This window comes from Aeromicrobium sp. Root495 (assembly GCF_001426755.1).
Lineage (GTDB): Bacteria > Actinomycetota > Actinomycetes > Propionibacteriales > Nocardioidaceae > Aeromicrobium.
Genome location: NZ_LMFJ01000002.1, coordinates 374,156 through 399,670 on the forward strand (window position 1 = coordinate 374,156; position 25,515 = coordinate 399,670).

Here is a 25,515-nt window from a genome sequence, read left to right on the forward strand (position 1 = left end):
CGCAGCATTCCCGGGCTCAGCGTCCGAACCGGCGCAGCCGCAGGCTGTTCGTCACCACGAACACCGAGCTGAACGCCATGGCCAGGCCGGCCACCATGGGGTTGAGGTAGCCCGACATCGCGAGCGGGATGGCGGCCACGTTGTACGCGAAGGCCCAGAACAGGTTGAGCCGGATGGTGCGCAGCGTGGCCCGCGAGAGCCGCACGGCGGTGGCCGCGGCCCGGAGGTCGCCCGACGTGAGGGTCAGGTCGGAGGCAGCCATCGCCACGTCGGTCCCGGTGCCCATCGCGATGCCGAGGTCGGCGGCGGCAAGGGCGGCCGCGTCGTTCACGCCGTCGCCCACCATGGCCACCACATGACCCTCGGCCTGCAGGCGCTGCACGGTGCGCAGCTTGTCGTCGGGGGTCACCTCGGCCTCCACCCGGTCGATGCCGACCTGGCGGGCCACGTCGTTCGCCACCTGGGCGTTGTCGCCCGTGAGCAGCACCGGCTCGAGGCCGAGCTCGCGGAGCTCCTGGACGGCGCGGGCCGACGACTCCTTCACGGCGTCCGCGACCGAGATGGTCCCGATCGCCCGACCCTGGGACTCGACGGCCACCACGGTGCCGAGGTCGCCCTCGGGGACGGTCACGCCCAGCCAGGAGGGCCGCCCGACCCGGACGTTCGCTCCGTCGACGACGCCGCTCACGCCCTGGCCCGGGTGGTTCTGGAAGTCGCTCACCGGGGCGAGGTCCTCGGCCGCAGCCGTGATGGCGCGGGCGACGGGGTGCTCGGAGCCGTGCTCCAGGCTCGCCGCCACGCGCAAGAGCTCGTCGCGCGAGACACCGTCGGCGGGAGAGACCTCGGCGACGGTCATGACGCCGGTGGTGACGGTGCCGGTCTTGTCGAGGACGACGGTGTCGACGGTGCGCGTGGACTCGAGCACCTGCGGACCCTTGATGAGGATGCCCAGCTGGGCGCCGCGACCCGTGCCCACCATGAGGGCCGTGGGCGTCGCGAGCCCCAGGGCGCAGGGGCACGCGATGATGAGCACGGCGATCCCTGCGGTGAAGGCCTGCAGCAGGCTGCCGCCCAGCAGGAGCCAGGCCCCGAACGTGGCGAGGGCGAGCCCGATGACGACGGGCACGAACCAGGCCGAGACCCGGTCGGCCAGGCGCTGGACGTCGGCCTTGCCCTCCTGCGCCTCCTCGACGAGACGCGCCATCTGCGCGAGCCGGGTGTCCGAGCCGACGGCGGTGGCGCGCACCACGAGCAGCCCGTCGGTGTTGACCGTGCCGCCGGTGACCTCGTCGCCGGCGGTCTTGTCGACCGGGAGCGACTCCCCGGTGATCATCGACTCGTCCACGCTGGAGGCGCCGGAGACGACGACGCCGTCCGTCGCGATGCGCTCGCCCGGGCGGACCGTGATCTCCTCGCCGACCTCCACGTCGACGGACGGCTGCAGCTCCATGAGCGCCCGCAGCGCCGCGCTCGAGCGGTGCTTGGCGTCGGCCTCGAGGTAGTGGCCGGCGAGCACGAAGACCGTGACGGCCGACGCGACCTCGAGGTAGATCTCGTGCGTGCCGCTGCCCTGCGCCAGCCAGCTCCAGTGCATCGTCATGCCGGTCATGCCGGCGTCGCCGAGGAAGAGCGCCCAGAGCGACCACAGGTACGCGGCGCCCACGCCCACGCTGACGAGGGTGTCCATCGTGGCGGCGCCGTGGCGCGCGTTGAGCGCGGCTGACCAGTGGAAGGGGTAGGCGCCCCACGTGACCACGGGGGTGGCCAGGGCGAGCGCGATCCACTGCCAGTAGTCGACCTGCAGGGCCGGGACCATGGAGAGCAGCACGACCGGGACGGTCAGCACCACGGAGACCCGGAGGCGGTCACGCATGGACTCGGCGCCGTGCAGGCCGGCGTGGCCGGCCCCGTGCTCGTCGTGCTGCTTGCCCTCCTCGTGGAGGTGCGCGGTGTACCCGGTCTTCTCGACGGTCTCGACGAGGAGAGCGGGATCGACGGTGCCGTCGGTGGTGACGATCGCCTTCTCCGTGGCGTAGTTGACCGACGCCTCCACACCCTCGAGGCGGTTGAGCTTCTTCTCGATGCGCAGTGCGCACGAGGTGCAGCTCATCCCGCCGATGTCGATGCGGTGCTGGGTGTCGGTGCTGTGGGTGCTGCTCATGGTGGCTCCTAGGCGAGCGGCAGGTCGCGGTCGCCGGCGAGCGCGTAGCCCGCCTCGTCGACCGCGGCCGCGACGGCCTCGCGGCTCAGGGTGGTGTCGCTGGTGACGTGGACGGTGGAGGTGCCGCCGGCGACGAGGTCGACGGTGACGTCCTGCACGCCGTCGAGGGCGGAGACCTCCTCGGTGACCGCGCCGACGCAGTGCGCGCACGTCAGTCCGGTGACCTTCCAGGTGCTGGTGCTCATGGTGGTTCCTCTCGTGGGTGGACGCTCAGGACCGCACGAGGCGGGCTATGGCGTCGGTGGCTTCCTTGACCTTGATCTCCGCCTCCGGACCGCCGGCCCGGGCGGCGTCGACGACGCAGTGCGCCAGGTGCTCCTCCAGGAGCTTGAGCGCCACGGCCTCGAGGGCCTTGGTGGTGGCGCTGACCTGGGTGAGGACGTCGATGCAGTACGTGTCCTCCTCGACCATGCGCGTGATGCCCTTGACCTGCCCCTGCACGCGCGCGAGGCGCTTGAGGACGGCGGCCTTGTCGTCGCTGTAGCCGGGGTGGGCGCTGTGGTCGTGCGTCTCGGTCATGCCTCAACCATACCCCTGGGGGGTATCCCCTTCAAGTCGCGACCGGGGACCCCGGGTCTAGGCTCGCGGCATGAGTGAAGTTCCTGGACTGGACGGAGTGCTCGGCGTCGAGCACGTGAAGGTGACCGCGGACGAGGTGGTGGTCCGGTTCACGATCACCGACCAGCACCTGCAGCCCTTCGGCATCCCGCACGGCGGCATCTACTGCGCGGTGCACGAGTCGACGGCCTCCGTCGCCGGCCAGGTGTGGCTCGGCACGAAGGGCGTGGTGGTGGGAACCAACAACTCCACCGACTTCATCCGCCAGGCCAAGCCGGGCGACACGATCACCGTCACCGCGACCCCCATCCACCGCGGCCGCTCGCAGCAGCTGTGGCACCTGGACTCGGTGAACCAGGACGACAAGCTCATCGCCCAGGGGCAGGTGCGCCTGGCCAACCTCGACCAGGAGATCCCGCCCGAGGCGCTCGCCAAGTTCACCGGCGCGATCCCCGAGTGACCCGCTGGGTGTGACGTTCCGGGGGTCGGATCACCGATTCCACCCCTCAAACGTCACACCCACGGGGTCGGCGAGGGCGAGTAGACTGAGCGTGTCGTCGCGACTGGCGCTGAGGTGGACACCCACCAGGGAGCGACGACGAGCACGACGTCGGGACCGTCCGCCTGGGCCCCGTGTCAGCCCGCTATCCATGCTGACCGGAGGAACAGAGATGATGATGTCCATGACCCGCACGACGCCGCTCACCCCGCCCGTGGCCGATGCCGACGTGAAGGTTCTCCTGCTCGAGAACATCCACACCGACGGCGCCGACCTGCTCCGCGACAAGGGCTACCAGGTCGAGACCCGCGACGGCGCCCTCGGCGAGGACGACCTGATCGAGGCCATCCAGGGCGTGCACCTGCTCGGGATTCGCTCCACCACGTACATCACCCCCAAGGTGCTCGACGCCGCGCAAGACCTCCTGGCCATCGGCGCGTTCTGCATCGGCACCAACCAGATCGACCTCGAGGCCACCAGCGAGCGTGGCATCGCCGTGTTCAACGCGCCCTACTCCAACACGCGCTCCGTCGTGGAGCTGGCCATCGCCGAGATCATCTCCCTCGCGCGCCGCCTCCACGAGAAGACCACCGACATGCACGCCGGCGTGTGGAACAAGTCGGCCGCAGGGAGCCACGAGGTCCGCGGCCGCACGCTCGGCATCGTCGGCTACGGCAACATCGGCAGCCAGCTCTCCGTCATCGCCGAGGCGCTCGGCCTCAAGGTCATCTTCTTCGACATCGACGACAAGCTGGCGCTCGGCAACGCGCGCCGCTGCGCCTCCATCGAGGAGCTGCTGAGCGAGGCCGACGTCGTCTCGCTCCACGTCGACGGACGACCCGGCAACGCCGGCCTGTTCGGTGCCGAGCAGATCAAGCTCATGAAGCCGCGCTCGCTCTTCCTCAACCTGTCCCGCGGCATCGCGGTCGACACGGTGGCCCTGCGCGAGGCCATCGAGTCCGGCCACATCGCCGGCGCTGCCATCGACGTCTTCCCCATCGAGCCCAAGCGGCAGGGCGACGAGTTCGAGTCCGAGCTGCGTGGCCTCAAGAACGTCATCCTCACGCCGCACGTCGGCGGCTCCACCGAGGAGGCCCAGCAGGACATCGGCCGGTTCGTCGCCTCCAAGCTCAAGGGGTATGCGGCCTTCGGGTCCACGTCGCTCAGCGTCACGTTCCCCGAGCTCACGCTGCCGGCCGGCGTCGACGTCCATCGCCTCGCGCTCGTGCACCAGAACGCGCCCGGCGTGCTGGCCAGCATCAACGCGGTGCTCGGCGAGCACGCCGTCAACATCGAGAAGCAGTCCCTGGCCACGCGCGGCCAGATCGGCTACGTCGTCACCGACGTCGCGCAGACCGTCCCCGACGCGGTCCTCACCGAGCTGGCCGGCCTGCCGGAGACGATCAGCCTGCGCCAGATCAGCTGACCCGGCTGAGCCGGCACGGTCGGCTGCCGGGTCGTCCGGTCAGTGCTTCTTCTTGATCGGGAGGAAGTGCAGGACGGTCACGACGACCGCTCCGACCACGGCCCCCACCACGGCGGAGGCCGCGGTGTTGGTGAGCCAGGCCAGGGCGCTGCCGAGCGTGCCGTGCACGGCGTGGTGCACCTCCTCCTCGAGGTGGTGCACCAGGTCGTACGGTCCGTTCCAGCCCAGGTCGTCGGCCCCGACGAGCAGGATGTGCCCGCCCACCCAGAGCATCGCCACGATGCCGACGGTGGCCAGGGTGGCCAAGACCTTGGGCATCGCCTTCACCAGTCCGCGGCCGACGGTCTGGGTGAACGTCGACTTCTTCTGCGCCAGGGCGAGGCCGATGTCGTCCATCTTCACGATGATCGCCACGACGCCGTAGACGAGCGCGGTGATGGCTGCTGCCACCACGAGCAGGATGGCCGCGCGGGTCAGGAAGGGCTCGCCGGAGACCTCGTTGAGCGAGATGACCATGATCTCGGCCGACAGGATGAAGTCGGTACGCACGGCGCCGGCCACGACGGTGTCCTCGTCGACGGCCTCGCCCGAGGCGGCCTCCTCCTCGTGGCCGGAGATCTTCTCCCAGATCTTCTCGGCGCCCTCGAACGCGAGGTACGTGCCGCCGACCATGAGGATGGGCGTCAGCAGCCACTCCGCGAACTGGCTGAGGACGAGCGCCGCCGGGAGGATGAAGAAGATCTTGTTGCGCAGCGACCCCTTGGCGATGCGGGCGATGACCGAGAGCTCGCGCTTGGGGTCGAGGCCCTGCACGTACCGGGGTGTCACGGCGGTGTCGTCGACCACCACGCCTGCGGCCTTGGCGCTGGCGCGGCCGGCCGCCGCACCCACGTCGTCGACCGAGGCCGCGGCGAGCCGAGCCAGTGCCGCGACGTCGTCCAGCAGCGCGACGAGCCCGCCGCTCATCGGATGCTCCGGTGGGCGGCGGGCTCGGTCGGCAGGCTGCTGGTCATGCGACCAGCGTAGAGGTTTTGACTACTTGAACGAGAACGGCGGGTACTCGTCGGTCGCGAGGAACATGTAGGCGTTGAGGCGGTTGATCCACCGCGTGAAGCCCAGCAGGTACGACAGCAGACCGGCGGGCCACCGGCCCAGGATGATGACGGCGAACCAGCCGATGAACAGCACGACGTAGAGCACCAGGATCAGCACGTAGAGCACGATGATGTGCGGGATCACGAGCAGACCGCGGAAGAAGATGCTGATCCGGCTGCGGTTCTCCAGCTGCGGCACGAAGTCGACGCGGACGTCGGGGTCCTTGCCGTTGTCGGCGAAGGTCAGGTCGAAGTCGAAGGGCGGGTAGCTCTCGCGCGTGAAGAACAGGAACGTCGAGACCCTAGTGGAGTAGCGCGTGTTGAGGGCCACGAACTGGACCACGAACTCCGGGACCTTGCCGGTGATGATGCCGGCGAACCAGCCCACCACGACGACGACGGTCGTGACGAGGTTGATGAAGTACAGGACGATGAAGTGCGGGATGGCGAGGAGCCAGTGCACGAGGGGGCGCCAGCGCGCGACGCGCTCCGGCAGGTTGAACGTGGTGGTGACGGGATAGGCCGAGCCGGCGGACGGCGGCTGCAGCGGGTCATTCGATGACATGGGTCCTCCGATGGATGCGGGTCGGGCGCAGGCTATCGGCCCGAGGCCGCCTGCGCGAGGGGCACGGCGACCTGATTCGCGCAATCGGCCGTGGCAGCGCAGGTTCGGGCCTAGTGTTGGCCCGTGAATGTCTCGGGAGTCACAGGTCGTCGTTCCATCTTCGCCGCGCTGCTCGCCGGCGTCCTGGTGACGGGGCTGCTCGCGGCCTCGCCCGCCGAGGCGGCCGAGTACGGCATCAAGACTGCGCCGTCGAGCTTCCAGGTGGCGAGCAAGTCGCCCACGCGGATGACGTTCAGCTGGAAGCGACCCATCTCCAAGGGTGTCCAGCGCGTCAAGTACACGGTCACGATCGCCGGCAACCGCGACATGAATCGCGACGCCAACTACGAGGTGAAGACGAGCTACGGCTACACCCGGACCTCCACCCGGACGACGACCCGGGACAAGTCCCCCATCTTCGGCATCAACCAGCCGACGCTCTACGGCTACGGCGCCCGCATCTGGGTCAACGTCGTCACGAGCACTCTCGGCCCGAAGAAGTACCGCAAGGCCGACCCGCAGAAGGCCAGCAACCGCTACAGCGCGGGACTCCAGCCCGCCAACCCGAAGGACCCGGCGAGCGACCTCAAGGTCACGCCCACGTGCAAGGGCTTCACGGCTCGCTGGAACAGCATGCCCGCCGGCGCGCGAGGCATGAAGGTCGAGGTCACCGACCTCAAGACGCTCGCCAAGCAGTCCTTCGTGGGGTACGAGCCCGCCCGGTCGCTCGCCGTCTCCAGCCTGCCCTCGTCCACCACCTACTCCGTCCGGGCCCAGGCCACGAGCGTCAAGCAGCGCAGCGGGTGGACCGCTGCCCAGACGATCACCACCACGACGTGCGCGTCCGACGTGGTGCGGGTCGGCAGCTACAACGCCCTGGTGTGGCGCGAGGGCAAGGCGGCAGCCTGGGGCACCCGGGCGCCGCTCGTGGCCGCCGGCATCACGTCGGCCAACCTGGACCTCGTCGGTCTGCAGGAGACGTCGGCGAGCAGCGGACCCTCGGGTCCCCAGCTCGACACGCTCATGTCGAAGCTCGGCCGGTCCACGTGGCGGGTCGCCGACGACACCCTCGGCGGCGTGCACCTCATCTACAACAAGGACCGGCTCTCCACCGTCGGCGCCTCGCAGACCGACGACCGGCTGGACGGCGTCGCCGTCGCCCAGGCCTTCCGCGCCGGACCCCGGGAGCCGGCCTTCGTCGCGGTCAGCCTTCACAGCACGGCCGGACTGAAGAGCCAGGTGGTCATGGCCAAGGGCCTGGCCGAGAGCGTGAAGACAGCGGAGAAGCTCCCCGCCGACACCCCGGTGGTCTTCGTGGGCGACGTGCTCCTGCGCGACAAGGAGGAGACGCGGACGGTGGTCCGCGCCGAGCTCAGCAAGACCATGTCCGACGCGGAGTACTACAAGCCGGGACGGGCCCTCGACCTCTACAACTCGCGCAACGCGCTGATCCGGTGCCCGCGTCCCATCTCGGGCATCAAGGTCGACGGGATCTTCAGCAGCGACGCGGTCGCGGTCACCTCCTGGTCCATGCCCAAGTACGGGTTCTCGAGTGGCTGCTTCCGCGGGGTGTTCCCATCGGACCACAACCTCCTGACCGCGAACGTGTGGCTCGGGCGCTGACTGCCTGAGCCCCTCAGCGGGTGCGGCGTCGATGTGAGCGACGTAACGTCGAAGGATGACGCGCACTCGGGCGAGCCGTCTTGTCGGCTCCATCACCTCAGCACTGATCGCTGCCAGCCTGCTCGTGGCCACGCCCGCGCAGGCCGCGGAGTACGGACTGAGCGAGCCGGCCACGGGCTTCCGGACCGACTTCTCCACGTCGTCGCGCATCCAGTTCTCCTGGGAGCGAGCGGTGTCGCGCGTCAAGCAGCGCGTCGACTACCAGGTCTCGATCGCCGGGAACCGTGAGATGCGCAAGGACTCCAACTACCAGTACAAGCTCATCAAGGGCTACTCCAAGACGTCGACCCGCAGCTCGAGCCGTCAGTCGGCGATCTTCGCGATCAAGGTGCCGCGCCTCCATGCGATGGGCGCTCGGATCTGGGTCCGCGTGCGCGCGGTGACGCCGTCGGGCAAGTACCACCGCGAGGACCCGCAGAAGGCCAGCAACCGCTACAGCGACGGCCTCCTGCCCAGCACCCCGTCGGCCGCCGGTCTGCAGGTGACGCCGTCGTGCAAGGGCTTCGCCGCTCGCTGGAGCGGCACCCCGCCGACCAACTCTCGCGGTGTGGCCGTGGGGTACCGCGAGGTGCTGGCCACGGGCGCCCTGGGCACGGAGAAGTACTACACGGGCCTGGAGCCGTCGGAGTCGGCGACGCTGTCAGGGCTCAAGGAGAACACCACGTATGTCGTGCGGGCCAAGGCCACGGCTGTCCGCCAGCGCAGTGGCTGGACGTCGGGCGAGCAGCGGGTGCGCACCAGCAGCTGCAGCGATCCCTTGCGCATCGGCTCCTACAACTCCCTCGTGGACACCGCCACGGGCGTGGCGTCCTGGACGTCCAAGCGCGCGGCGCAGTCTGCGGCGGTCATCCGCGACAACGTCGACCTCGTGGGCGTGCAGGAGACCCGTCGCGTGAGCGGTCAGCTCAGCACGCTCCTCGACAAGCTGGGCCGAAGCACGTGGTCCCTCGCCGACGGCTCCCTCGGGGGCGTCCACGTGCTGTATCGCAGCGACAAGGTCGAGAAGATCAGTGAGCCGCTCTACAACGCGGTCGACCGCTCGTACCTCTCCAGCTCGTACAACGCGATCGCCGTGGCGCAGGCCTTCCGCACGAAGGACGGCAGCCGGGCGCCCTTCGTGCTCGTGAGCCTGCACGCCTCCACCAGCACGAGCGACGCCAACCAGGCGGCGCAGGCGGAGAAGGCCACGCTCCTGGCCAAGGTGCTGAAGGAGCGGCGCAACCTCGATGCCGCCACTCCGGTGGTGGTGGTGGGCGACGTCAGCCTGGCCACGGGCGACGACCGGCGGACGGCCGTGCGCCGAGCCCTGGGCGAGTACCTGGGCAACGCCGAGTTCTTCTACTCGGGCCGGTCCCTCGACCTCTACAACTCCCGCAACGCCCTCATCAGGTGCCCCCCGCGCGTCTCCGGGGTGAAGGTCGACGGGATCTTCGGGAGCGATCGGGCCGCGATGAGCGCCTGGTGGATGCCCAAGTACGGATTCTCGAGCGGCTGCTTCCAGCGGGGCTTCCCGTCGGACCACAACCTCATCGCCGGGAAGTTCTGGTTCCCGGGATCCTAGGAAGACAATCCCGGGATTCGGGGGACCTTTGACCCGGGTGGGCGTACGCTGACGAGGCTGGGTCCACCCTCGGGAGGACGGGTCCCGGCCTGCATCGTCCTCCGTACCTTGAGAGTTCGCGATGTCGCTCCGTACCCTGTTCCGCCGCACCGCCGTCCCGGTCGCGGCCGCCGTCATCCTCGGTGCGGTCGCCGCCGTCCCGGCCGAGGCGGCGGTCGGTACGGTCGCCAAGCCCACCCTGTACCAGGCGACCGTGGCCTCACCGGGCATCAAGGTCAGCTGGAAGGCCGTCTCCAGGGCCACCTCGTACCAGGTGCAGTACTCGACCTCGAGCGCCTTCCGCGGAGCGGTCACCAAGTCCCCCGGCAAGGTCACGAGCTACGTCGTGAAGGGCCTGACGCCCAAGAAGAAGTACTACTTCCGGGTGCGGGCCAAGACCACTGCCTCGGTCGGCCGCTGGTCCCTGGCCGTGGCCAAGACGCGTCAGACCAACAAGCTGCTGGGCACCCCGACGGGCTACGCCGTCGTCGGCGACGGCGCGGACCTGATCGTGAAGTGGGTTCGCCCCAAGTCGTCGAACACCGACACCCCGATCTCCTACCGCCTCGCGCTCGGTGACTACCGCCAGGTGGACGACAAGATCCTGACCGATCCCGAGGACGGACGGACCCGGTACTACCGATCGGGCTCGCTCAGGACCTCGAGCGCGGCCCCCAAGCTCCGGGTGAAGGGCGCGCCCGCGCTCACGCTGAACGGCTTCGGTCGGGCGGTGTACGTGCAGATCCTCTCGCAGAACTCCGACGGCAGCTGGAAGAGCGACGGCGGCAAGGCCGCGACCCGCACGGCGTTCGGCGTCGTGCCTGCAGAACCCGACACGACGGCCGGCATCACGGCGACGGCCGGTTGCACCAACGTGGTCGTCCGCTGGAACAAGGGCATCCCGGCGAACGCCACCGGCCTCGAGGCCCGCGTCTACGACGCCGTCGGCGCTCTCGTGACGACCGTCCGCGGGAACGCGGTGTCCGAGTCGGTCAACGTCCCGGGGCTCAAGGCCGGCAGCTCCTACCTCGTCGAGGCCCGAGCCACCAACGCCGACAAGTCGAGCGTGGGCTGGTCGAACCGCGTGGCCGTCACCACGGCGAGCGCGTGCGCCGCGGCGATCAAGGTCGGCACGTACAACATCGTGAAGAACGACATCGCAGGCGTGCCGAGCTGGAGCTCGCGCCGCGCCCGGGTGGCCCAGATGATCAAGGACAGCGGCGCCGCCGTGGTCGGCCTCCAGGAGACGCGGTTCGGCGACAAGTGTGACCCGGCGGACCAGCAGCTGAACCAGCTGCTCAGCTCGCTCGGCGGCACGTGGCGGTCGGAGAACAACGGCAGGAACGTCGACGGCTGCAACCGCGTGGGCAAGATCAATGCCTTCCGCGCCGGTGTCCACCTCGTCTACGACACCACGAAGGTCGCGCCGGTCGACGGCCTCGTGGCCAAGGGCGTCAATCCCGACGGTCAGACCGACAAGGAGTACGCGGTCGGTCAGGTCTTCCAGACCCTGGACGCGGCCCCGACGAAGTTCGTCGCGGTGACGCTGCACACCGACTCCACCCTGGGCTCCTCCTACACGCAGGCGCAGAAGGAGGCGTACTGGAAGATGCAGGCGGGCAAGGCGCTCGGCCTGGCCGCGGAGCTTCGCTCCGACGCCGGTCTGCCGGCCACGGCCCCCACGCTGATGGTCGGGGACTTCAACCTGCAGCGCTCGGAGTGGAACGACACCCCCGTCCGTGCCGGTCTCGGCGCCCAGCTCACCGACGCTCGCAGCTGGAACCCGGCGGTGCCGTTCACCCGGCTCAACTCCCAGAACGACTTCCAGCAGTGCGGCCACGCGGGAGAGGTCGGCGTCAACGTGGACGGCATCTTCTCCCAGGGCAGGGCCAGCGCCACCGGCTGGAAGATGATGCTTCCCGGGGACGGCTCCTTCGCGCAGGGCTGCTACGACGAGGTGCCGCCGTCCGACCACAACATGCTCGTGGGGACGTTCGTCCTCGGGTCCTGATCAGGTTCCGACCAGGTCCGTCCACGCGGCGAGGGTCTCGGCGCACCCCGCGTCGAGCTTGACGGTCGCGAGGTCGTCGCCGCGGGTCGTGCCGCGGTTGACGATCACGACCGGGATGCGGAGGGCGTGCGCGCGACGCACGAACCGCAGACCGCTCATGACGTGGAGCGACGAGCCGAGCACCAGCAGCGCGCGGGCGGACTCGGTGAGGTCGAAGCAGTGCTGCACGAGTGGCTTGGGCACGCTCTCGCCGAAGAACACCACGTCGGGCTTGAGCCGTCCACCGCACGCCTCGCACGGAGCCACCACGAAGCCGGCGGTCTCGTCGAGCTCGGCGTCGCCGTCGGGGGCGAAGTCGGCCGCGTGCTCGGTCCAGCCGGGGTTCAGCGCGTCGAGTCGGGCCTGCACGTCGGCCCGACGGGTCCGCGCGTCGCAGTCGATGCAGCGCACCCGGTCGATCCGGCCGTGGAGGTCGATCACGTCCTGGTGGCCGGCCGACTCGTGCAGACCGTCGATGTTCTGGGTGATGAGTCCGTGGAGCCGACCCTCGCGCTGCATCGCCACGAGCGCGTGGTGGGTGGCGTTGGGCTCGGCCGTGCCCATCTTGCTCCAGCCCACGTGGGCCCGGGCCCAGTACCGCTGGTGGGCCTCCGGCGTCGCGATGAATTCCTGGTACGTCATGGGGCTGCGGGGCACCGAGCCCGGACCGCGGTAGTCGGGGATGCCCGAGTCGGTGGACACGCCGGCGCCCGTCAGCACCAGCACCCCCGTCTCGGGCAGGACGTCGTTCACCCCTCCAGGGTAGGTCGCGACGTGTGACCGTTCCGCTCGAACCGAGCACGTTCCAGGTGCATCGCCACTGACCGGGCGGCGGGCTACTGCGCCAGCTCGATGAGCTTCTTGACCGTCGTGAGGTTGCGGCCGGTGCCCTGGACGCCCAGCATCTTGGCGATGCGGGGAGCCGTGAGCTTGGACTGGGCGGCGCCCTCGCGGTACCGGATGTGCAGGTCCTGTCCGATGACCTTCACGTCCTCGTGCTCCCAGCCGTGGGACTCGAACGCCTCCACCGCCTCGGGGAGGGGGATGCCGGTGAGGGCGTAGACGTAGGAGAACCTGGCCTCCACCACCTCGAACGGGTGCGCGTCGAGCGCACGGCGAAGGTCGTCCGCGGAGCGCGAGACGACCTCGCGGAAGTAGCCGAACCGGTCCTCGATGGCCTTCTCCAGGGCGCGGTCGAACGCGTCGGTGTCGACCGGCGGCGTGCAGATCAGGTTGCCGGACGCGATGTACGTGCTCACGTCGGCGGCCCCGAGCGACTCGGCGATCTCTCGCAGCTCGGCCATGGGCAGCTTGGCGCCGCCGACGTTGACGGCGCGGATCAGGACGACGCGACGGGACACGGGCACCTCAGCGGGTCATGAGGAAGACGAACAGGACGGTGACCGCGGCCAGGGCCGCCAGGCCCAGCAGGGCCCATGGCCAGGAGGCCCGGTCGCGGTGGGTCGTGCGGACGATGACGAGGGGGACGACGACCACGAGGACCACCAGCAGGACCCAGTAGCCGACGAGCGTCGAGCCGAAGTAGCCCATGTCGCACACGCGCGGCTCGTCGTCGACCGAGCCGCACGAGTCGGTCATGAAGACCGAGGTCACGGCGAGGAGGGCGAGGACCGCACTGGCCAACAGCTGCACGACGTAGAGCGACCACGACACCGTCCGGTCGACGGGTCGTGGCCGATGCTCCACGTTCTGGTTCATCCGGCGAGCCTAGGGGCTGCACCGGGGCGGCGTCAGGCCCTTCGGGCGACCTGACGGTAGATGAGCAGCGCCACGATGGCGCCGATGATGGACAGGATGAGTCCCGCGGCGTTGAAGTCGAGGATCTTGCCGTCGTTGAAGAGTGCCGCGATGGCGCCTCCGACGAACGATCCGACGATGCCGAGGATGGTGGTCGCGACGATTCCCATGGAGTCGTCACCCGGCACGAGCGCGCGAGCGAGCAGTCCGGCGATGAATCCGACGACGATGAAGATGATGATTCCCATCCCGCCAACGTAGGGGTGATCCGCCCGGTCCGCCTGTCGGCGACCGGTGCCGGCTACCGGACGCGGTGCGGGTGCTCCGTCTCGCGGTCCTGGAACGTCAGGATCGCCGGGTTGAGCACGTGTCCGCCGCGGATCTCGGTGGCCCGACGCAGGGTCTCGTCGCCCTCGCACGCCTCGGGTCCGCTGAGCACGGTGCGCAGGAACGGCAGGAGCGCCGCGCTGTTCTCCCAGGTGGCCGACGCCCACAGGTAGGACGGGCTGTGGTCGACCGCGTAGTAGAGGACGTGGTCGCCCACGGTGAAGGCCGGGTCGTCGAAGCCGGTGGGCCGGGCCCAGCTGAAGCCCATCCCCTCGTCGCACGAGACGTCGACGATGAGGCTGCCGCGGCGGAAGGCGGCGAGGTCGTCCTCGACGAGGTAGGTGACGGGGTCGAGCGGGTCCTGCAGGGTGCAGTTGACGATGATGTCGTTCTCGGCGAGGTAGGCGGCCAGCGGCTCGCGCCCGCGCTCGGTGATGACGCTCATGGAGGTCTGGTCGGGCGCAGGGTCGATCTGGCGGATCCGCACCGAGTGGATGGGCGATCCCACGGCGGCGACCTCACGGTTGGTGAGGACGGCCACCTCGTGCACGCCGTGTGCGTTGAGCGCGGTGACGGCCCCCCGGGCCGTGGCGCCGAAGCCGATGACGATGGCCGAGAGCCGGCGCCCGTAGTCGCCGGTGATGCCGGCCAGCTGCATGGCGTGGATGACCGAGCTGTAGCCGGCGAGCTCGTTGTTCTTGTGGAACACGTGCAGGCCCACGCCACCGGCGCTCGTCCAGTGGTTCATGACCTCGAAGGCCACGAGGGTGAGCTCGCGGTCGATCGCGACCTGGGTGAGGGCGGTGTCCTGCACGCAGTGCGGCCAGCCCCACAGCGTGGCACCCGGCCGCATCGCCTCGACGTCGGCGAGCTGCGGCTTGGGCAGCAGCACGACGTCGGACTCGGCGATGAGCTCCTCGCGGGAGGCCATGCCGGCCACCAGTCCGGACAGCTCGTCGTCAGGGAAGCCGAAGCGCTCGCCGTAGCCGTGCTCGAGGCGGATGACGGCGCGGACGTCGTCGTCGAGGTTGGCCAGGTGGTCCGGGTGGAGCGGGAGGCGGTGCTCGTTCTCCTTGGCGGAGGTTCCGATGACGCCGAGCGTGCGAAGCGACGAGCCGCTCATGGTGGTCCTTCAGGTGGAGCGCCTGGACGGCGCTGTGCTGCGACCCTACGCGCCCGGACCGCCCTCGGGATCAGAGCCGTGCCGCGAGCTCCGTGGCCTGCTTGATGGCGCGCTTGGCGTCGAGCTCGGCGGCGACGTCGGCGCCACCGATCACGTGGACCGGGGTGCCTGCGGCCTCGAGCGGCTCGACGAGCTCGCGGACCGACTCCTGACCCGTGCAGAGGACGATCGTGTCGGCCTTGATGAGCATCTCGAGCGGCTCGGACTTCTCGGTGTCGCGGACCGTGACGTGCAGGCCGTCGTCGTCGATCCGGTCGTACGAGACGCCCTTGATCATCTCCACGCCGGAGTCCTTGAGCGTGGCGCGGTGCACCCAGCCCGAGGTCTTGCCGAGGCCCTTGCCCAGCTCCGTGGTCTTGCGCTGCAGGAGGTAGACCCGGCGCCGCGCGGGCGCCCGCACCTTGGTGCCGAGGCCGCCCCGCTCACCGCCGTCGGCGAGGGAGGGGTCGACGACGCCCCAGCGCTCCATCCAGTGCTCCACGGTCTCGTCGGGGTCGTGCAGCAGGAACTCGCTCACGTCGAACCCGATGCCTCCGGCGCCCAGGACGGCCACGGTCTCGCCGACGGGGACCCGCTCGCCGACGACCTGCTGGTAGGTCACGACGGAGGGGTGGTCGACGCCGGGGATGGTGGGCACGCGCGGCTCCACGCCGGTGGCCAGGACCACCTCGTCGAAGCCGCGGAGCGTCTCGACGTCGGCACGGGTCTCGAGGTGCAGGCGGATGCCACGCACCTCGATCATCCGGGTGTAGTAGCGGATCGTCTCCTTGAACTCCTCCTTGCCGGGGATCTCCATGGCCAGCTTGAACTGACCACCGATCTCCGGGGCGGACTCGAAGAGGTCGACCTCGTGGCCGCGGCCGGCCAGCTCGACGGCGGCCGCGAGGCCGGCCGGGCCGGCACCCACGACGGCGATCTTCTTGGCCTGGCGCGTGGGCAGCAGGACCAGCTCGGTCTCGAAGGCCGCGCGGGGGTTCAGCATGCAGGTGGCGCGCTGGTTCTTGAACGTGTGGTCGAGGCACGCCTGGTTGCACGCGATGCACGTGATGATCTCGTCGGCGCGGCCCTCGGAGGCCTTCTTCACGAACTCGGGGTCGGCGAGGAGGGGGCGGGCCATGGAGATGAGGTCGGCCTGGCCGTCGGCCAGGATCTGCTCCGCGACCTCGGGGGTGTTGATGCGGTTGGACGCGACGACGGGCACGTTCACGGCCTCGCGCAGCCGTCCGGTGAGCGGCGCGAAGGCGGCGCGCGGCACCGACGTGACGATGGTGGGGATCCGCGCCTCGTGCCAGCCGATGCCGGTGTTGATGATCGAGACTCCGACCTCCTCCAGCCGGTGTGCGAGCTCGATCGTCTCCTCCCAGCTCTGGGCGTCGTCGACGAGGTCGAGGACGCTCATGCGGTAGAGCACGATGAAGTCGTCGCCCACGAGCTCGCGGGTGCGCTTCACGATCTCGACGGGGAACCGCATGCGTTTCTCGGCGGTGCCGCCCCAGGCGTCGGTGCGGTTGTTGGTGCGCGCCGTGATCATCTGGTTGATGAGGTAGCCCTCGGAGCCCATGATCTCGACGCCGTCGTAGCCGGCCCGCTTGGCCAGGGCCGACGCCTTGGCAAAGTCGGTGGCCGTGCGGTCGATCTCCTTGGCGCTGAACGCGCGTGGCTTGAAGGGCGAGATGGGCGACTTGCGGGTCGACGCGCTCTTCACGAACGGGTGGTAGCCGTACCGGCCGGCGTGCAGCACCTGCATCGCGATCTTGCCGTCGTGCTCGTGCACCGCGTCGGTGACCGTCTTGTGGCGGTCGGCGATCTTGGTGCTGTTCATCGTCCCGCCGAACGGCAGGAGCCAGCCCGTGCGGTTGGGGGAGATGCCGCCGGTGATGCTGAGCGCCACGCCGCCCTTGGCCCGCTCGGCGAAGTAGGCGGCCCACTTCTCGAGGTCCTTGGCCTTGTCCTCCAGCTTGGAGTGGATCGAGCCCATGATGACGCGGTTGCGCAGCGTCGTGTGGCCGAGGTCGAGGGGGCTGAGGAGGTGCGGGTACTGGGTCGACTGGTCGGTCATGAGGCGTGCTCCTGTTTCATGGGGGAGTGATCTCGAAGCTCTCGGCGCGGCTGCTCGTGGTGGCCGGTCTGTTCAACGTCGTCATCTGGCCGCGCTTCGCGAAGGCCGTCACCGACGACGACCGTGCGTGGGCGGGCGAGCACTGGCACAGCACGCCGCAGTCGTTCTTCTGGGTGCACGCCGTGCTGATCGTGACGGCCATGCTGCTCGGCGTCGTGGTGCTGGTGATCGGCGTGAAGGCTCTGCGTCATCGCTCGGCCCCCAAGGCCTGAAGGATTTCGTCGCACCACGCGAGCCCGGTCTCCTCGGCGAGGATCCCGCCGCGCAGCACGAGCCAGGACCCGAGCTGGTCCTGCGGCACGTGCTCGGCGTCGGGGTAGAACCGCTGGGAGCTCTCGGAGTAGTAGGCGAGCTTCTCCTCGTGCTGGACCCGGCGCGCCCGCACGCTGGCGACCACGGCGTCCCGGTCGCCGAACGGCAGGGCGCGAAGCTTCACCGCGAGCTCGCTGCGCAGGACCTCGGGCGGTGTGGGGGTGGCCGAGAAGCGGGCCAGCTCGAGGCGGCCGTCGGCGGTGATGGCGTAGACCTTCTTGTCGGGCCGGCCGTCCTGCTCGACGAGACTGGCCTCCACGAGCTGCTGGGCCTCCATGCGCCCGAGCACCTTGTAGATCTGCTGGTGGCTGGCCTTCCAGAAGTTGCCGATGGAGGCGTCGAAGCGGCGCGCCAGGTCGTAGCCGCTCGCGGAGCGTTCCGCGAGCGAGACGAGGATCGCGTGCTCGAGGGCCATGGCGGGAACCGTACTATGCATCGAGTTGCATCGCTACCTGTGCCGGACGTTGCCTGAACCCCGTTGGACGGTGGATGCGCCACCGAATGGGCAATCATACGGTGGAAGATCCACCGCCCGGCGGATCAGAGCAGGGAGACGAGGTGCTCGACGGTCTCCGGCACGCCGGCGACGACGAGGTCGTCCTGCCACTGCACCGCAGCACCGGCCTCCACGGCCAGGAGGAGTCCTGCCCCCAGGTCCCAGGCGCTCGCTCGGCTCGCCACGACGGCGTCCGTCCCGCCGGAGACGAGGAGGGCCCAGTCAGCGGTCGGCGCGCCGGTGAGGAGCATCCGCCCGGTCCGTCCCTCGACGAGGTCGCGGACCGGGACGTGCCCACCCAGCCAGGAGACCGTGGCCTCGGTCAGCGGCCGGGGCTCCCGGACGCGCAGCGCCACGCCTTCGCGCCACGCACCCTCACCGTCGACGGCGGAGCACGTGCGGCCGTTGACCGAGTCGTGCGCGACGCCCACGACGGTCCGTCCGCCGCGCTGCACCGCGAGGCTGACGCCGAAGAGCTCCAGGTCGATCGCGTAGTTGCCCGAGCCGACCAGGGGATCGACGATCCACACCACGTCGGCCTCGGCGGGTCCGTGAAGGCCGGACGCCTCGCTCAGGACCGCGTGCCCCGGGAACCGGGCCGCGACGGCGTGGACGATGCGTCGCTCGACGTCGACCTCGATGGGCGGGTCCGGGTCCCAGCCCTCGCCCTTGGCCCGGCGGGCCAGCTCGCCGGCGCCCCGCGCGAGCGACACGGCCAGGTCCCGCACGGCGGAGAGGTCGAGGGCCTCGGACTGGCTCATGGACCCATCGTGGCAGTCCGTCCCCGGCCCCACGGCCGTTCGTCGACCCGGACCGGACACCAGGAACGGGCGCGAGTCTGACGCGACTGGGTGGACAGCCCCAGACGTCGGTGACAAGATCACCGCGGGAGAGGGCACCACCGGCATCGCCGGAGACGAGAGGAACCAGCATGGCCAAGGCCGATCCAGAAGTTGTCGCGGCACTCAAGAAGGTCACCGATTTCGACGACGCCACCATCAAGGCGCTCGTTTCGCACGGTCGCCTCGTCAACGTGCCCGCGCGCTGGTCGCTGATGGCGGAGTACACGCCCGCAGACAAGGCGTACATCCTCCTCGAGGGCGAGGTCGTGATCCGCAAGGACAACCAGGACATCGCCGAGCTCGGCCCGGGAAGCTTCCTGGGCGAGATGGCGCTCGTGAACCACAAGCTCCGCAGTGCCTCCGTCTTCGCGCTCACGCCCATCCGGGCGCTGCACTTCACCGACGAGGCCATCGCCGAGCTCACAGCTGAGAACCCGCACTTCTCCTCGGCGCTGCAGAAGGCGGCCGAGGAGCGCGCCGCCCGCGACGCAGGTTGACCGAGACGCCGAAGGAGACCGGACCGTCCGACGACGGTCCGGCCTCCTTCGCGTTCGACCCCGCGCTGCTGATCGACGTCGCGGCCGAGTACCTGCTGGGTGAGGAGCCCTCGCTCACGCAGGCCGAGGTCGCCGAGAGCGCCGGCGTCGACCTCGAGACGGCCTGGGCCCTGTGGCGCTACCTCGGCTTCGCCCCGCTCGACGACGACCGGCCGGCGTTCACGCAGGCCGACGTCGAGGCCGTGCGCATCACGCAGCGCCTCACCGAGCTGCAGATCCTCGACCCCGAGGTCGTGCCGCAGTTCGTGCGCGCGATGGGCCGCACCTTCGCCCGGCTCGCCGACTGGCAGACCAGGCTCCTGCTCACGTCGCTCACCGACGCCACCAACGGAGAGCCGCCGCTGGAGGTCCTCACCGAGGTGATCCCCATGGTCCAGGAGGTGCAGGGCTACATCTGGCGCCGACACCTCATGGACCGTGCGAGCCGCCTCGTCATGCAGACCTCGAGCGACACCACCACGGCTCCCACGGCGGTCGGGTTCGTCGACATCGTCGGCTACACGTCGCAGAGCCGGCGCCTCGAGCCGCGCGACCTCGCCGAGATGGTCGAGTGGTTCGAGCGGGTCGTCACCGAGCTCGTGCTCGACCACGGTGGGCAGGTCATCAAGACCATCGGCGACGAGGTGCTCTATACCGTCGACGACCCCATCGCGGCCGCCCGCCTCGCGCTCGCCCTCGTGGAGCGCCACGACCAGGACGAGCGGTTCCCCGAGGTCCGCGTCGGCACCGCCTACGGCCCGGTCATCGCCCGGCTCGGCGACATCTTCGGCGCCACGGTGAACCTCGCCTCGCGCCTCACGTCCATCTCACGACCGGGCCGGGTCCTCATGGACACCGAGCTGTCGCAGCGGGTGCGCGAGCACGACGAGGAGTTCCGCGTGCGCCGCACCCGCCGCACGTCGGTCAAGGGGTACGAGCACCTCGAGCCCTGGGCGCTCAAGCGTCCGAAGGTGCGCTCGTCGCACGACCGTCATGGTCGGCACGACGACGAGCAGGACGAGGATCCAGACGACGACTGACCGCTCGTGCGGCCACCCGTCCGGCGCGGTTGGCGCCGATCGTGGAGGCCGAGGGTCCGTAGCCCACCATCTGCACGCGGGGGTCGGCCACCGCGGTGGTGGACGTGTCGAGGGTGCTGCCCAGCTGGATGCCGCCACGCTGGGAGCGCAGGTGAAGGGGCGCCAGGTGCTCCACGTCGGGTCGGAAGCCGGTGGCCCACAGGATCACGTCGACCCGTTCGAACGAGCCGTCGGCCCATCGCACGCCGTCGGGCTCGACGCGGGCGAACATGGCTCGGCGCTCGTACGCGCCGAGCCGCTCCGCCTCGGCCTCCTGGGGTCGCAGCATGAGACCGGTGACGCTCACGACGCTGCGGGGCGGATAGCCCGCCCGGACCCGCTCCTCCACGAGGGCGACGGCGCTGCGGCCCGCCTCGGGGTCGAAGGGTTCCTCCCGCCAGACCGGCTCGCGACGGGTGACCCACAGCGTGTCGGTGAGCGGCCGGAGGGCGCCGAGGAACTGGACGGCCGACGCACCCCCGCCCACCACCAGCACCCGCTTGCCACGGAAGTGCTCGGGTCCCGGGTACTCGACGGTGTGGAGCTGCTCGCCGCGGAACGTCTCCTGCCCGGGGTAGCGCGGGACGAACGGACGCCGCCAGGTGCCGGTGGCGTTGACGAGGGTCCGGGTGGTCCAGGTGCGGTCGTCGTCTGCGGTGACCACCAGGAGACCGTCCTGGTCGTGGACCCGCCGGACCCGGACCGGGCGGAGGACCGGTAGACGGTGGGCCGCCTCGTACGCGGCGAAGTACGACGGGACGAACCGGTTGGCCCGCTCGGTCCCCTCGGCCGGTGGCACCGGGGCGTCGGGGAGGTCGGCCACGCGGTGGACGTCGGCCATGGTCAGGGCGTCCCAGCGGTGTCGCCAGGCGCCGCCCGCGGTGGTGTCGGCGTCGAGCACGACGTGCTCGATCCCGCGCCGCGTGAGGTGGTACGACGACGACAGCCCGGCCTGGCCGGCACCGATCACGAGCGAGTCGAGGACGTCCACGCCCACGTCAACACCGACGGCACCCGCCCTATGCCCACCGGCTGGTTCAGGCGCGGCGGATGGTCTCGTCGATGACGCGGGTGACTAGCTCGGGGTCGTCGATGACCGGGACGTGGCCGCAGCCCGGCAGCGGCACGTGGTGGGCGCCGGGGAGGCGGTCCTTGGCCGTGGCCGACTGCGAGTACGGCAGGATCCGGTCCTTCGTGGCCCACGCGATGGTGGTGGGCACCGGGACCTGGCGGTCGAACTTGTACGTGACGCCCTGCTTGGCCGTGCGCTCGAAGGCCGTGGCGTGCTTGAGGCCCAGGGCGTCGCCGAGCGCGCCCTCGGCGCTCTGGCGCTCCGGGTGGGCGTAGAGCAGGAAGCCCGACGCCGAGCGGCCGAACGACGTCCCAGCCACGGCGCGCAGGACCGGCAACGGCGAGATGAACGCGACGATCCGCAGCACGAGCAGCGCGAACAGGGCCTGGAAGCGGCTGACGGGCCCGAAGAAGCCGGCCGGGCTGAGCGCCGTGACGGACGAGACCATCCCGCGCGAGCCCAGCTCGAGGGCGATCGCGCCGCCCAGCGAGTTGCCCACGACGTGCGGCTTCACGACGCCCCACTCGTCGAACTGGCCGGCGAGGTGCTCCACCGCGTTCTCCATGGAGTACGCGACACCGCCTGCGAAGGCCGGCGACTCGCCGAACCCGGAGAGGTCGGGCGCGATGACGTCGTACCGCGTGGCGAGGTCGTCGAGGATCGGGTCCCAGATCTGGCGGCGGTGGCCGATGCCGTGCAGCAGCACGAGGGGCGGGCCGGAGCCCTGGCGCGTGTAGGCGAGGTCGGGGTGCTTCATGACATCAGATGATGGCACGGATCCGCCGCTCGCATACCGCCGGTATGCGAACCCGGTTGACAACTGTGACACCAACACTGTCACAATGGAACTGTGACGATCGATTCCCCGACCCCCTCCAGCCCCTCTCGACCGGGCCCGCTCGCGGGCGTCCGCGTCGTGGAGCTGGCCGGCATCGGCCCCGGCCCCTTCGCCGCCATGATGCTCGCCGACCTCGGCGCCGAGGTCATCCGCGTCGACCGTCCGCAGGGCCCCGGGCTCAGCCTGGCCCCGGCCGAGCGCGACATCCTCGGCCGCGGCCGGCCCAGCGTCGCCATCGACCTCAAGGCCGAGGGCGGCATCGACCTCGTGCTCGACCTCGTGGCCAAGGCCGACATCCTCCTCGAGGGCTACCGGCCCGGCGTCACGGAGCGTCTCGGCCTCGGACCCGACGTCTGCCTGGAGCGCAATCCCGCCCTCGTCTACGGACGGATGACGGGCTGGGGCCAGGACGGTCCCCTCTCGCAGAGCGCGGGCCACGACATCAACTACATCTCCGTCGCCGGTGGCCTGGAGTCCCTGGGCCGCCGCGACGCCGGCCCAGCCTTCCCGCAGAACCTCCTGGGCGACTTCGGCGGCGGCTCGCTGTACCTCGTCGCGGGCTGTCTGGCAGCGCTCACGCACGCGCGCTCCACGGGCCAGGGCCAGGTCGTCGACGCCGCCATCACCGACGGCGTCGCGCACCTCATGGCGATGGCCGTCACGATGCAGCAGAACCAGGTGTGGGACGGTCGGCGCGGCACCAGCATCCTGGGCGGCGCCGCGCCGTTCTACGACGTGTACGAGACGTCGGACGGGCGTTGGATGTCGGTCGGCGGTCTCGAGCCCCAGTTCTGGGACGCCACCGAGAAGCTCCTGGCCGAGGCCGGGTTCGCCGACCTGCCCGACCGCAACGACCCCACGCAGTGGCGCGCGCTGCGCACGCGGCTGGCCGAGGTGTTCGCCGCGAGGACCCAGGCCGAGTGGGCCGAGATCTTCGAGGGCACCGACGCGTGCATCGCCCCGGTGGTCCCGCTCGTCGAGGCCTACGAGCACCCCCACAACGTCGCTCGCGGCACGTACGTGGAGCGCGACGGCCTCACCCAGCCCGCGCCGGCCCCCCGGTTCTCGGCCACGCCCGCCGAGCTCACCACCGCACCCTCGCGCACCGGGGCCGACACCCGCGCGGCCCTCAGCGCGTGGGGCATCGACGACGTCGACGGCCTCGTCGCGCGCGGCGTCGCCGTCCAGAACGACTGACCAGACCCGACCAGCCTCGATCCCGAGACGAAGGAACCATCATGAAGCGCACCATCTTCGACGCCGACCACGAGTCGTTCCGCGACACCGTCCGCACCTTCTGCGAGAAGGAGATCGCCCCGCACCACGACGAGTGGGAGAAGGAGGGCATCGTTCCGCGCGAGGTCTGGGAGAAGGCCGGCGCGCTCGGCCTGCTCGGCTTCATGATGCCGGAGGAGCACGGCGGAGGCGGAATCGACGACTTCCGCTACAACGCGATCCTCACCGAGGAGATCACGCGCATCGGCGCGAGCGGCGTCGGCTTCGTGATCCAGACCGACCTCGTCTCGGGCTACCTGCTCTCGTACGCCACCGAGGAGCAGAAGGAGCGTTGGTTCCCCACGTTCTGCTCGGGCGAGATGATCACGGCCATCGCCATGACCGAGCCGGGCACCGGCTCGGACCTCCAGGGCATCAAGACGACGGCGCGCCTCGAGGGCGACGAGTGGGTCATCAACGGCTCCAAGACCTTCATCACCAACGGCATCAACGCCGACCTGGTCCTCGTGGTCTGCCAGACCGACGCGTCGGCCGGCGCCATGGGCTTCTCGCTCATCGCCGTCGAGCGCGGCGCGGCCGGGTTCGAGCGTGGTCGCAACCTCGACAAGATCGGCCTCAAGGCCCAGGACACCGCCGAGCTGTACTTCGACGACGTCCGGGTGCCCGCCACCAACCTCATCGGCGAGCAGGGCCACGGCTTCATCTACCTCATGGAGAAGCTGCCGCAGGAGCGCCTCTCGATCTCCGTCGTGGCCGCGGCCGCGTGCCGCCGGGTCCTCGACCTCACGCTCGACTACGTGAAGGAGCGCAAGGCGTTCGGCAAGCCGATCGGCTCGTTCCAGAACTCGCGGTTCGTGCTGGCCGAGCTGGAGACCGAGGCGCAGATCGCCCAGGTCTTCGTCGACGAGTCCATCACGCGCCACAACGCCAAGGAGCTCACGGTGCAGGACGCCGCCATGGGCAAGTGGTGGACCACCGAGCTGCAGAAGAAGACCGTCGACCAGTGCCTCCAGCTGCACGGTGGCTACGGCTACATGAGCGAGTACCCCATCTCCAAGGCGTACCTCGACACCCGCATCCAGACGATCTACGGCGGCACGACCGAGATCATGAAGGAGATCATCGGCCGCGGCCTGGGTCTCTGACCCGCCGCTCCGAGGAGCTCACCGAGCACGCCCTGGCCCGACGGGTCAGGGCGTGCTGTCGTCCTGGCCCTGGATGCGTGCCTGGTGCTCGCCGTACGCGCGCTCGACGGAGGTCTCGAGCGCGCGGGCCAGCACCACGCCGATGCTCGTGCTGGCCAGCTCGCGCAGCCGCTCGATGAGCGCCGCGGTCTGGGCCACCTCGTCGCCGCGGGGCACCCAGGCATCGCCGTGCTCGGCGACGAGGTGCTCGACGGCAGTGTCGACGAAGAGGTCGGCGACGTGGTCGAGGGCCGGGGTGAGCCGGACCTGGAGGTCGATGATCTTCTCGGCGGGCCAGCCGAGGGCGACGGCCTCCTGGAAGGTGTCGAGCAGGGCCTGGCTGAGGAACGTGACCCGGTCGTCGTCGGCCACGGCCCAGCCGGAGGCCATGACGCGCTCCAGGTGGTCCTCGCTGCCGAGCAGCTCCACCGCCTCGTCGTGGGACATGACGACCGGCACCTCGTCGCGCCACGACCGCGTGATGGCCTGCTCCAGGTCGATGACCCCGCTCAGCCCGACGCCGCGATCCCACGCGCCCAGCAGCTCCTGGATCTGCGCCGACGCGTAGCCGCGGTTGAGGAGGGACAGCACACGTCGCAGTCGGCGCAGGTGCTGCTCGGAGTACATGCCCACGCGGCCCAGGACGCGCGGCGGGTGGAGCAGGCCGCGGTCCTGGTAGGCGCGGATGTTGCGCACCGTGGTTCCGGCGGCCCGGGCCAGCTCGTCGATCCGGTACTCGGTCACGGCCGACCTCCCGGGGGCTTGACGTGGCGCGTTCACGATGCGACTGTACCGGGA

At 70.3% G+C, this 25,515-nt stretch carries 26 protein-coding genes and 1 riboswitch; of the genes, 10 read left to right on the plus strand and 16 right to left on the minus strand.

The genetic code is table 11. The features are described from left to right. Nucleotides 1–16: 16 nt before the first annotated feature. From ASD11_RS15905 to ASD11_RS15915, 3 genes are read right to left on the minus strand one after another with little or no spacing between them, the layout of a single operon-like run. Entirely contained in the window at nucleotides 17–2,161 is a 2,145-nt protein-coding gene (locus ASD11_RS15905) for a heavy metal translocating P-type ATPase (protein ID WP_056289825.1), read from the minus strand. Between the two features lie 8 nt (nucleotides 2,162–2,169). Beyond that, a complete protein-coding gene (locus tag ASD11_RS15910; RefSeq protein WP_056289826.1) occupies nucleotides 2,170–2,406 on the minus strand; it encodes a heavy-metal-associated domain-containing protein in 237 nt (78 codons plus the stop codon). A gap of 25 nt (nucleotides 2,407–2,431) precedes the next feature. Further along, entirely contained in the window at nucleotides 2,432–2,740 is a 309-nt protein-coding gene (locus ASD11_RS15915) for a metal-sensitive transcriptional regulator (RefSeq protein ID WP_056289827.1), read from the minus strand. A 70-nt stretch (nucleotides 2,741–2,810) separates the two neighbouring features. On the opposite strand from ASD11_RS15915, the gene ASD11_RS15920 reads away from it, so the two are divergent. Both ASD11_RS15920 and serA read left to right on the plus strand, forming a co-directional pair. Next, a complete protein-coding gene (locus ASD11_RS15920; protein WP_056289830.1) occupies nucleotides 2,811–3,239 on the plus strand; it encodes a PaaI family thioesterase in 429 nt (142 codons plus the stop codon). Nucleotides 3,240–3,328: 89 nt separating this feature from the next. Next, nucleotides 3,329–3,416, plus strand: a riboswitch (ZMP/ZTP riboswitch). 46 nt (nucleotides 3,417–3,462) lie between these two features. After that, nucleotides 3,463–4,704: a phosphoglycerate dehydrogenase gene (gene serA / locus ASD11_RS15925; RefSeq protein ID WP_235503379.1), complete on the plus strand. Its 1,242-nt coding sequence runs from the start codon at nucleotides 3,463–3,465 to the stop codon at nucleotides 4,702–4,704. A gap of 39 nt (nucleotides 4,705–4,743) precedes the next feature. Here the strand turns inward: serA and ASD11_RS15930 are convergent, their stop codons facing one another. Both ASD11_RS15930 and ASD11_RS15935 read right to left on the minus strand, forming a co-directional pair. Next, a complete protein-coding gene (locus ASD11_RS15930; RefSeq protein WP_056289834.1) occupies nucleotides 4,744–5,670 on the minus strand; it encodes a DUF808 domain-containing protein in 927 nt (308 codons plus the stop codon). A gap of 69 nt (nucleotides 5,671–5,739) precedes the next feature. Then, entirely contained in the window at nucleotides 5,740–6,363 is a 624-nt protein-coding gene (locus ASD11_RS15935; protein ID WP_056289837.1) for a DUF4389 domain-containing protein, read from the minus strand. A gap of 123 nt (nucleotides 6,364–6,486) precedes the next feature. Between ASD11_RS15935 and ASD11_RS15940 the strand changes: the two genes are divergently transcribed. The 3 genes from ASD11_RS15940 (at nucleotide 6,487) to ASD11_RS15950 (ending at nucleotide 11,696) form a co-directional block, all read left to right on the plus strand. Next, complete coding sequence (locus ASD11_RS15940; RefSeq protein ID WP_056289838.1) at nucleotides 6,487–8,025, plus strand: endonuclease/exonuclease/phosphatase family protein; 1,539 nt, start codon at nucleotides 6,487–6,489, stop codon at nucleotides 8,023–8,025. A 55-nt stretch (nucleotides 8,026–8,080) separates the two neighbouring features. Continuing rightward, a complete protein-coding gene (locus ASD11_RS15945; protein ID WP_056289839.1) occupies nucleotides 8,081–9,646 on the plus strand; it encodes a hypothetical protein in 1,566 nt (521 codons plus the stop codon). A gap of 121 nt (nucleotides 9,647–9,767) precedes the next feature. Further along, nucleotides 9,768–11,696 (plus strand): fibronectin type III domain-containing protein, encoded by a 1,929-nt coding sequence (locus ASD11_RS15950; protein WP_056289841.1) that lies wholly within the window; start codon nucleotides 9,768–9,770, stop codon nucleotides 11,694–11,696. Here the strand turns inward: ASD11_RS15950 and ASD11_RS15955 are convergent, their stop codons facing one another. The 6 genes from ASD11_RS15955 to ASD11_RS15980 form a co-directional block, all read right to left on the minus strand. Next, nucleotides 11,697–12,488, minus strand: a complete 792-nt coding sequence (locus ASD11_RS15955) for an NAD-dependent protein deacetylase (RefSeq protein ID WP_056289844.1) — start codon at nucleotides 12,486–12,488, stop codon at nucleotides 11,697–11,699. Nucleotides 12,489–12,571: 83 nt separating this feature from the next. Beyond that, nucleotides 12,572–13,096: a DUF1697 domain-containing protein gene (locus ASD11_RS15960; RefSeq protein ID WP_056290468.1), complete on the minus strand. Its 525-nt coding sequence runs from the start codon at nucleotides 13,094–13,096 to the stop codon at nucleotides 12,572–12,574. Between the two features lie 7 nt (nucleotides 13,097–13,103). Continuing rightward, entirely contained in the window at nucleotides 13,104–13,454 is a 351-nt protein-coding gene (locus tag ASD11_RS15965; RefSeq protein WP_056289847.1) for a hypothetical protein, read from the minus strand. A 32-nt stretch (nucleotides 13,455–13,486) separates the two neighbouring features. Beyond that, nucleotides 13,487–13,741 (minus strand): GlsB/YeaQ/YmgE family stress response membrane protein, encoded by a 255-nt coding sequence (locus ASD11_RS15970; protein ID WP_056289850.1) that lies wholly within the window; start codon nucleotides 13,739–13,741, stop codon nucleotides 13,487–13,489. Between the two features lie 53 nt (nucleotides 13,742–13,794). Next, entirely contained in the window at nucleotides 13,795–14,943 is a 1,149-nt protein-coding gene (locus tag ASD11_RS15975) for a N(5)-(carboxyethyl)ornithine synthase (protein WP_056289852.1), read from the minus strand. A 70-nt stretch (nucleotides 14,944–15,013) separates the two neighbouring features. Further along, complete coding sequence (locus ASD11_RS15980) at nucleotides 15,014–17,062, minus strand: NADPH-dependent 2,4-dienoyl-CoA reductase (protein WP_056289854.1); 2,049 nt, start codon at nucleotides 17,060–17,062, stop codon at nucleotides 15,014–15,016. 26 nt (nucleotides 17,063–17,088) lie between these two features. Between ASD11_RS15980 and ASD11_RS15985 the strand changes: the two genes are divergently transcribed. Next, on the plus strand, nucleotides 17,089–17,334 hold the full coding sequence (locus ASD11_RS15985) for an SCO4848 family membrane protein (RefSeq protein ID WP_056289856.1): 246 nt from the start codon (nucleotides 17,089–17,091) through the stop codon (nucleotides 17,332–17,334). Here the strand turns inward: ASD11_RS15985 and ASD11_RS15990 are convergent. Together ASD11_RS15990 and ASD11_RS15995 are read right to left on the minus strand one after the other, a co-directional pair. Further along, entirely contained in the window at nucleotides 17,310–17,849 is a 540-nt protein-coding gene (locus tag ASD11_RS15990; RefSeq protein ID WP_056289859.1) for a PadR family transcriptional regulator, read from the minus strand. The genes ASD11_RS15985 and ASD11_RS15990 overlap by 25 nt on opposite strands. Nucleotides 17,850–17,974: 125 nt before the next feature. Next, entirely contained in the window at nucleotides 17,975–18,691 is a 717-nt protein-coding gene (locus ASD11_RS15995; protein ID WP_056289862.1) for an inositol monophosphatase family protein, read from the minus strand. Nucleotides 18,692–18,861: 170 nt separating this feature from the next. Here ASD11_RS15995 and ASD11_RS16000 point away from each other — a divergent pair, with 170 nt between their 5' ends. Both ASD11_RS16000 and ASD11_RS16005 read left to right on the plus strand, forming a co-directional pair. Continuing rightward, nucleotides 18,862–19,269, plus strand: coding sequence for a Crp/Fnr family transcriptional regulator (locus tag ASD11_RS16000; RefSeq protein WP_082554507.1), 408 nt, complete (start codon nucleotides 18,862–18,864; stop codon nucleotides 19,267–19,269). Then, entirely contained in the window at nucleotides 19,266–20,348 is a 1,083-nt protein-coding gene (locus ASD11_RS16005; protein ID WP_056289865.1) for an adenylate/guanylate cyclase domain-containing protein, read from the plus strand. Before ASD11_RS16000 ends, ASD11_RS16005 begins: the two co-directional genes overlap by 4 nt. Here ASD11_RS16005 and ASD11_RS16010 read toward each other — a convergent pair. Together ASD11_RS16010 and ASD11_RS16015 are read right to left on the minus strand one after the other, a co-directional pair. Then, nucleotides 20,266–21,378, minus strand: a complete 1,113-nt coding sequence (locus ASD11_RS16010; RefSeq protein WP_056289867.1) for an NAD(P)-binding domain-containing protein — start codon at nucleotides 21,376–21,378, stop codon at nucleotides 20,266–20,268. The two genes, ASD11_RS16005 and ASD11_RS16010, sit on opposite strands and share 83 nt — an antisense overlap. A gap of 46 nt (nucleotides 21,379–21,424) precedes the next feature. Continuing rightward, the gene (locus ASD11_RS16015) at nucleotides 21,425–22,216 is read right to left on the minus strand and encodes an alpha/beta fold hydrolase (RefSeq protein WP_056289870.1); all 792 of its coding nucleotides are present in this window, start codon (nucleotides 22,214–22,216) and stop codon (nucleotides 21,425–21,427) included. A 93-nt stretch (nucleotides 22,217–22,309) separates the two neighbouring features. On the opposite strand from ASD11_RS16015, the gene ASD11_RS16020 reads away from it, so the two are divergent. Beyond that, a complete protein-coding gene (locus ASD11_RS16020) occupies nucleotides 22,310–23,494 on the plus strand; it encodes a CaiB/BaiF CoA transferase family protein (protein ID WP_082554508.1) in 1,185 nt (394 codons plus the stop codon). Between the two features lie 41 nt (nucleotides 23,495–23,535). Beyond that, nucleotides 23,536–24,678 (plus strand): acyl-CoA dehydrogenase family protein, encoded by a 1,143-nt coding sequence (locus tag ASD11_RS16025; RefSeq protein WP_056289876.1) that lies wholly within the window; start codon nucleotides 23,536–23,538, stop codon nucleotides 24,676–24,678. A gap of 45 nt (nucleotides 24,679–24,723) precedes the next feature. On the opposite strand, the gene ASD11_RS16030 is transcribed toward ASD11_RS16025, so the two are convergent. Further along, a complete protein-coding gene (locus ASD11_RS16030; RefSeq protein ID WP_056289878.1) occupies nucleotides 24,724–25,461 on the minus strand; it encodes a MerR family transcriptional regulator in 738 nt (245 codons plus the stop codon). Between the last annotated feature and the right edge of the window lie 54 nt (nucleotides 25,462–25,515).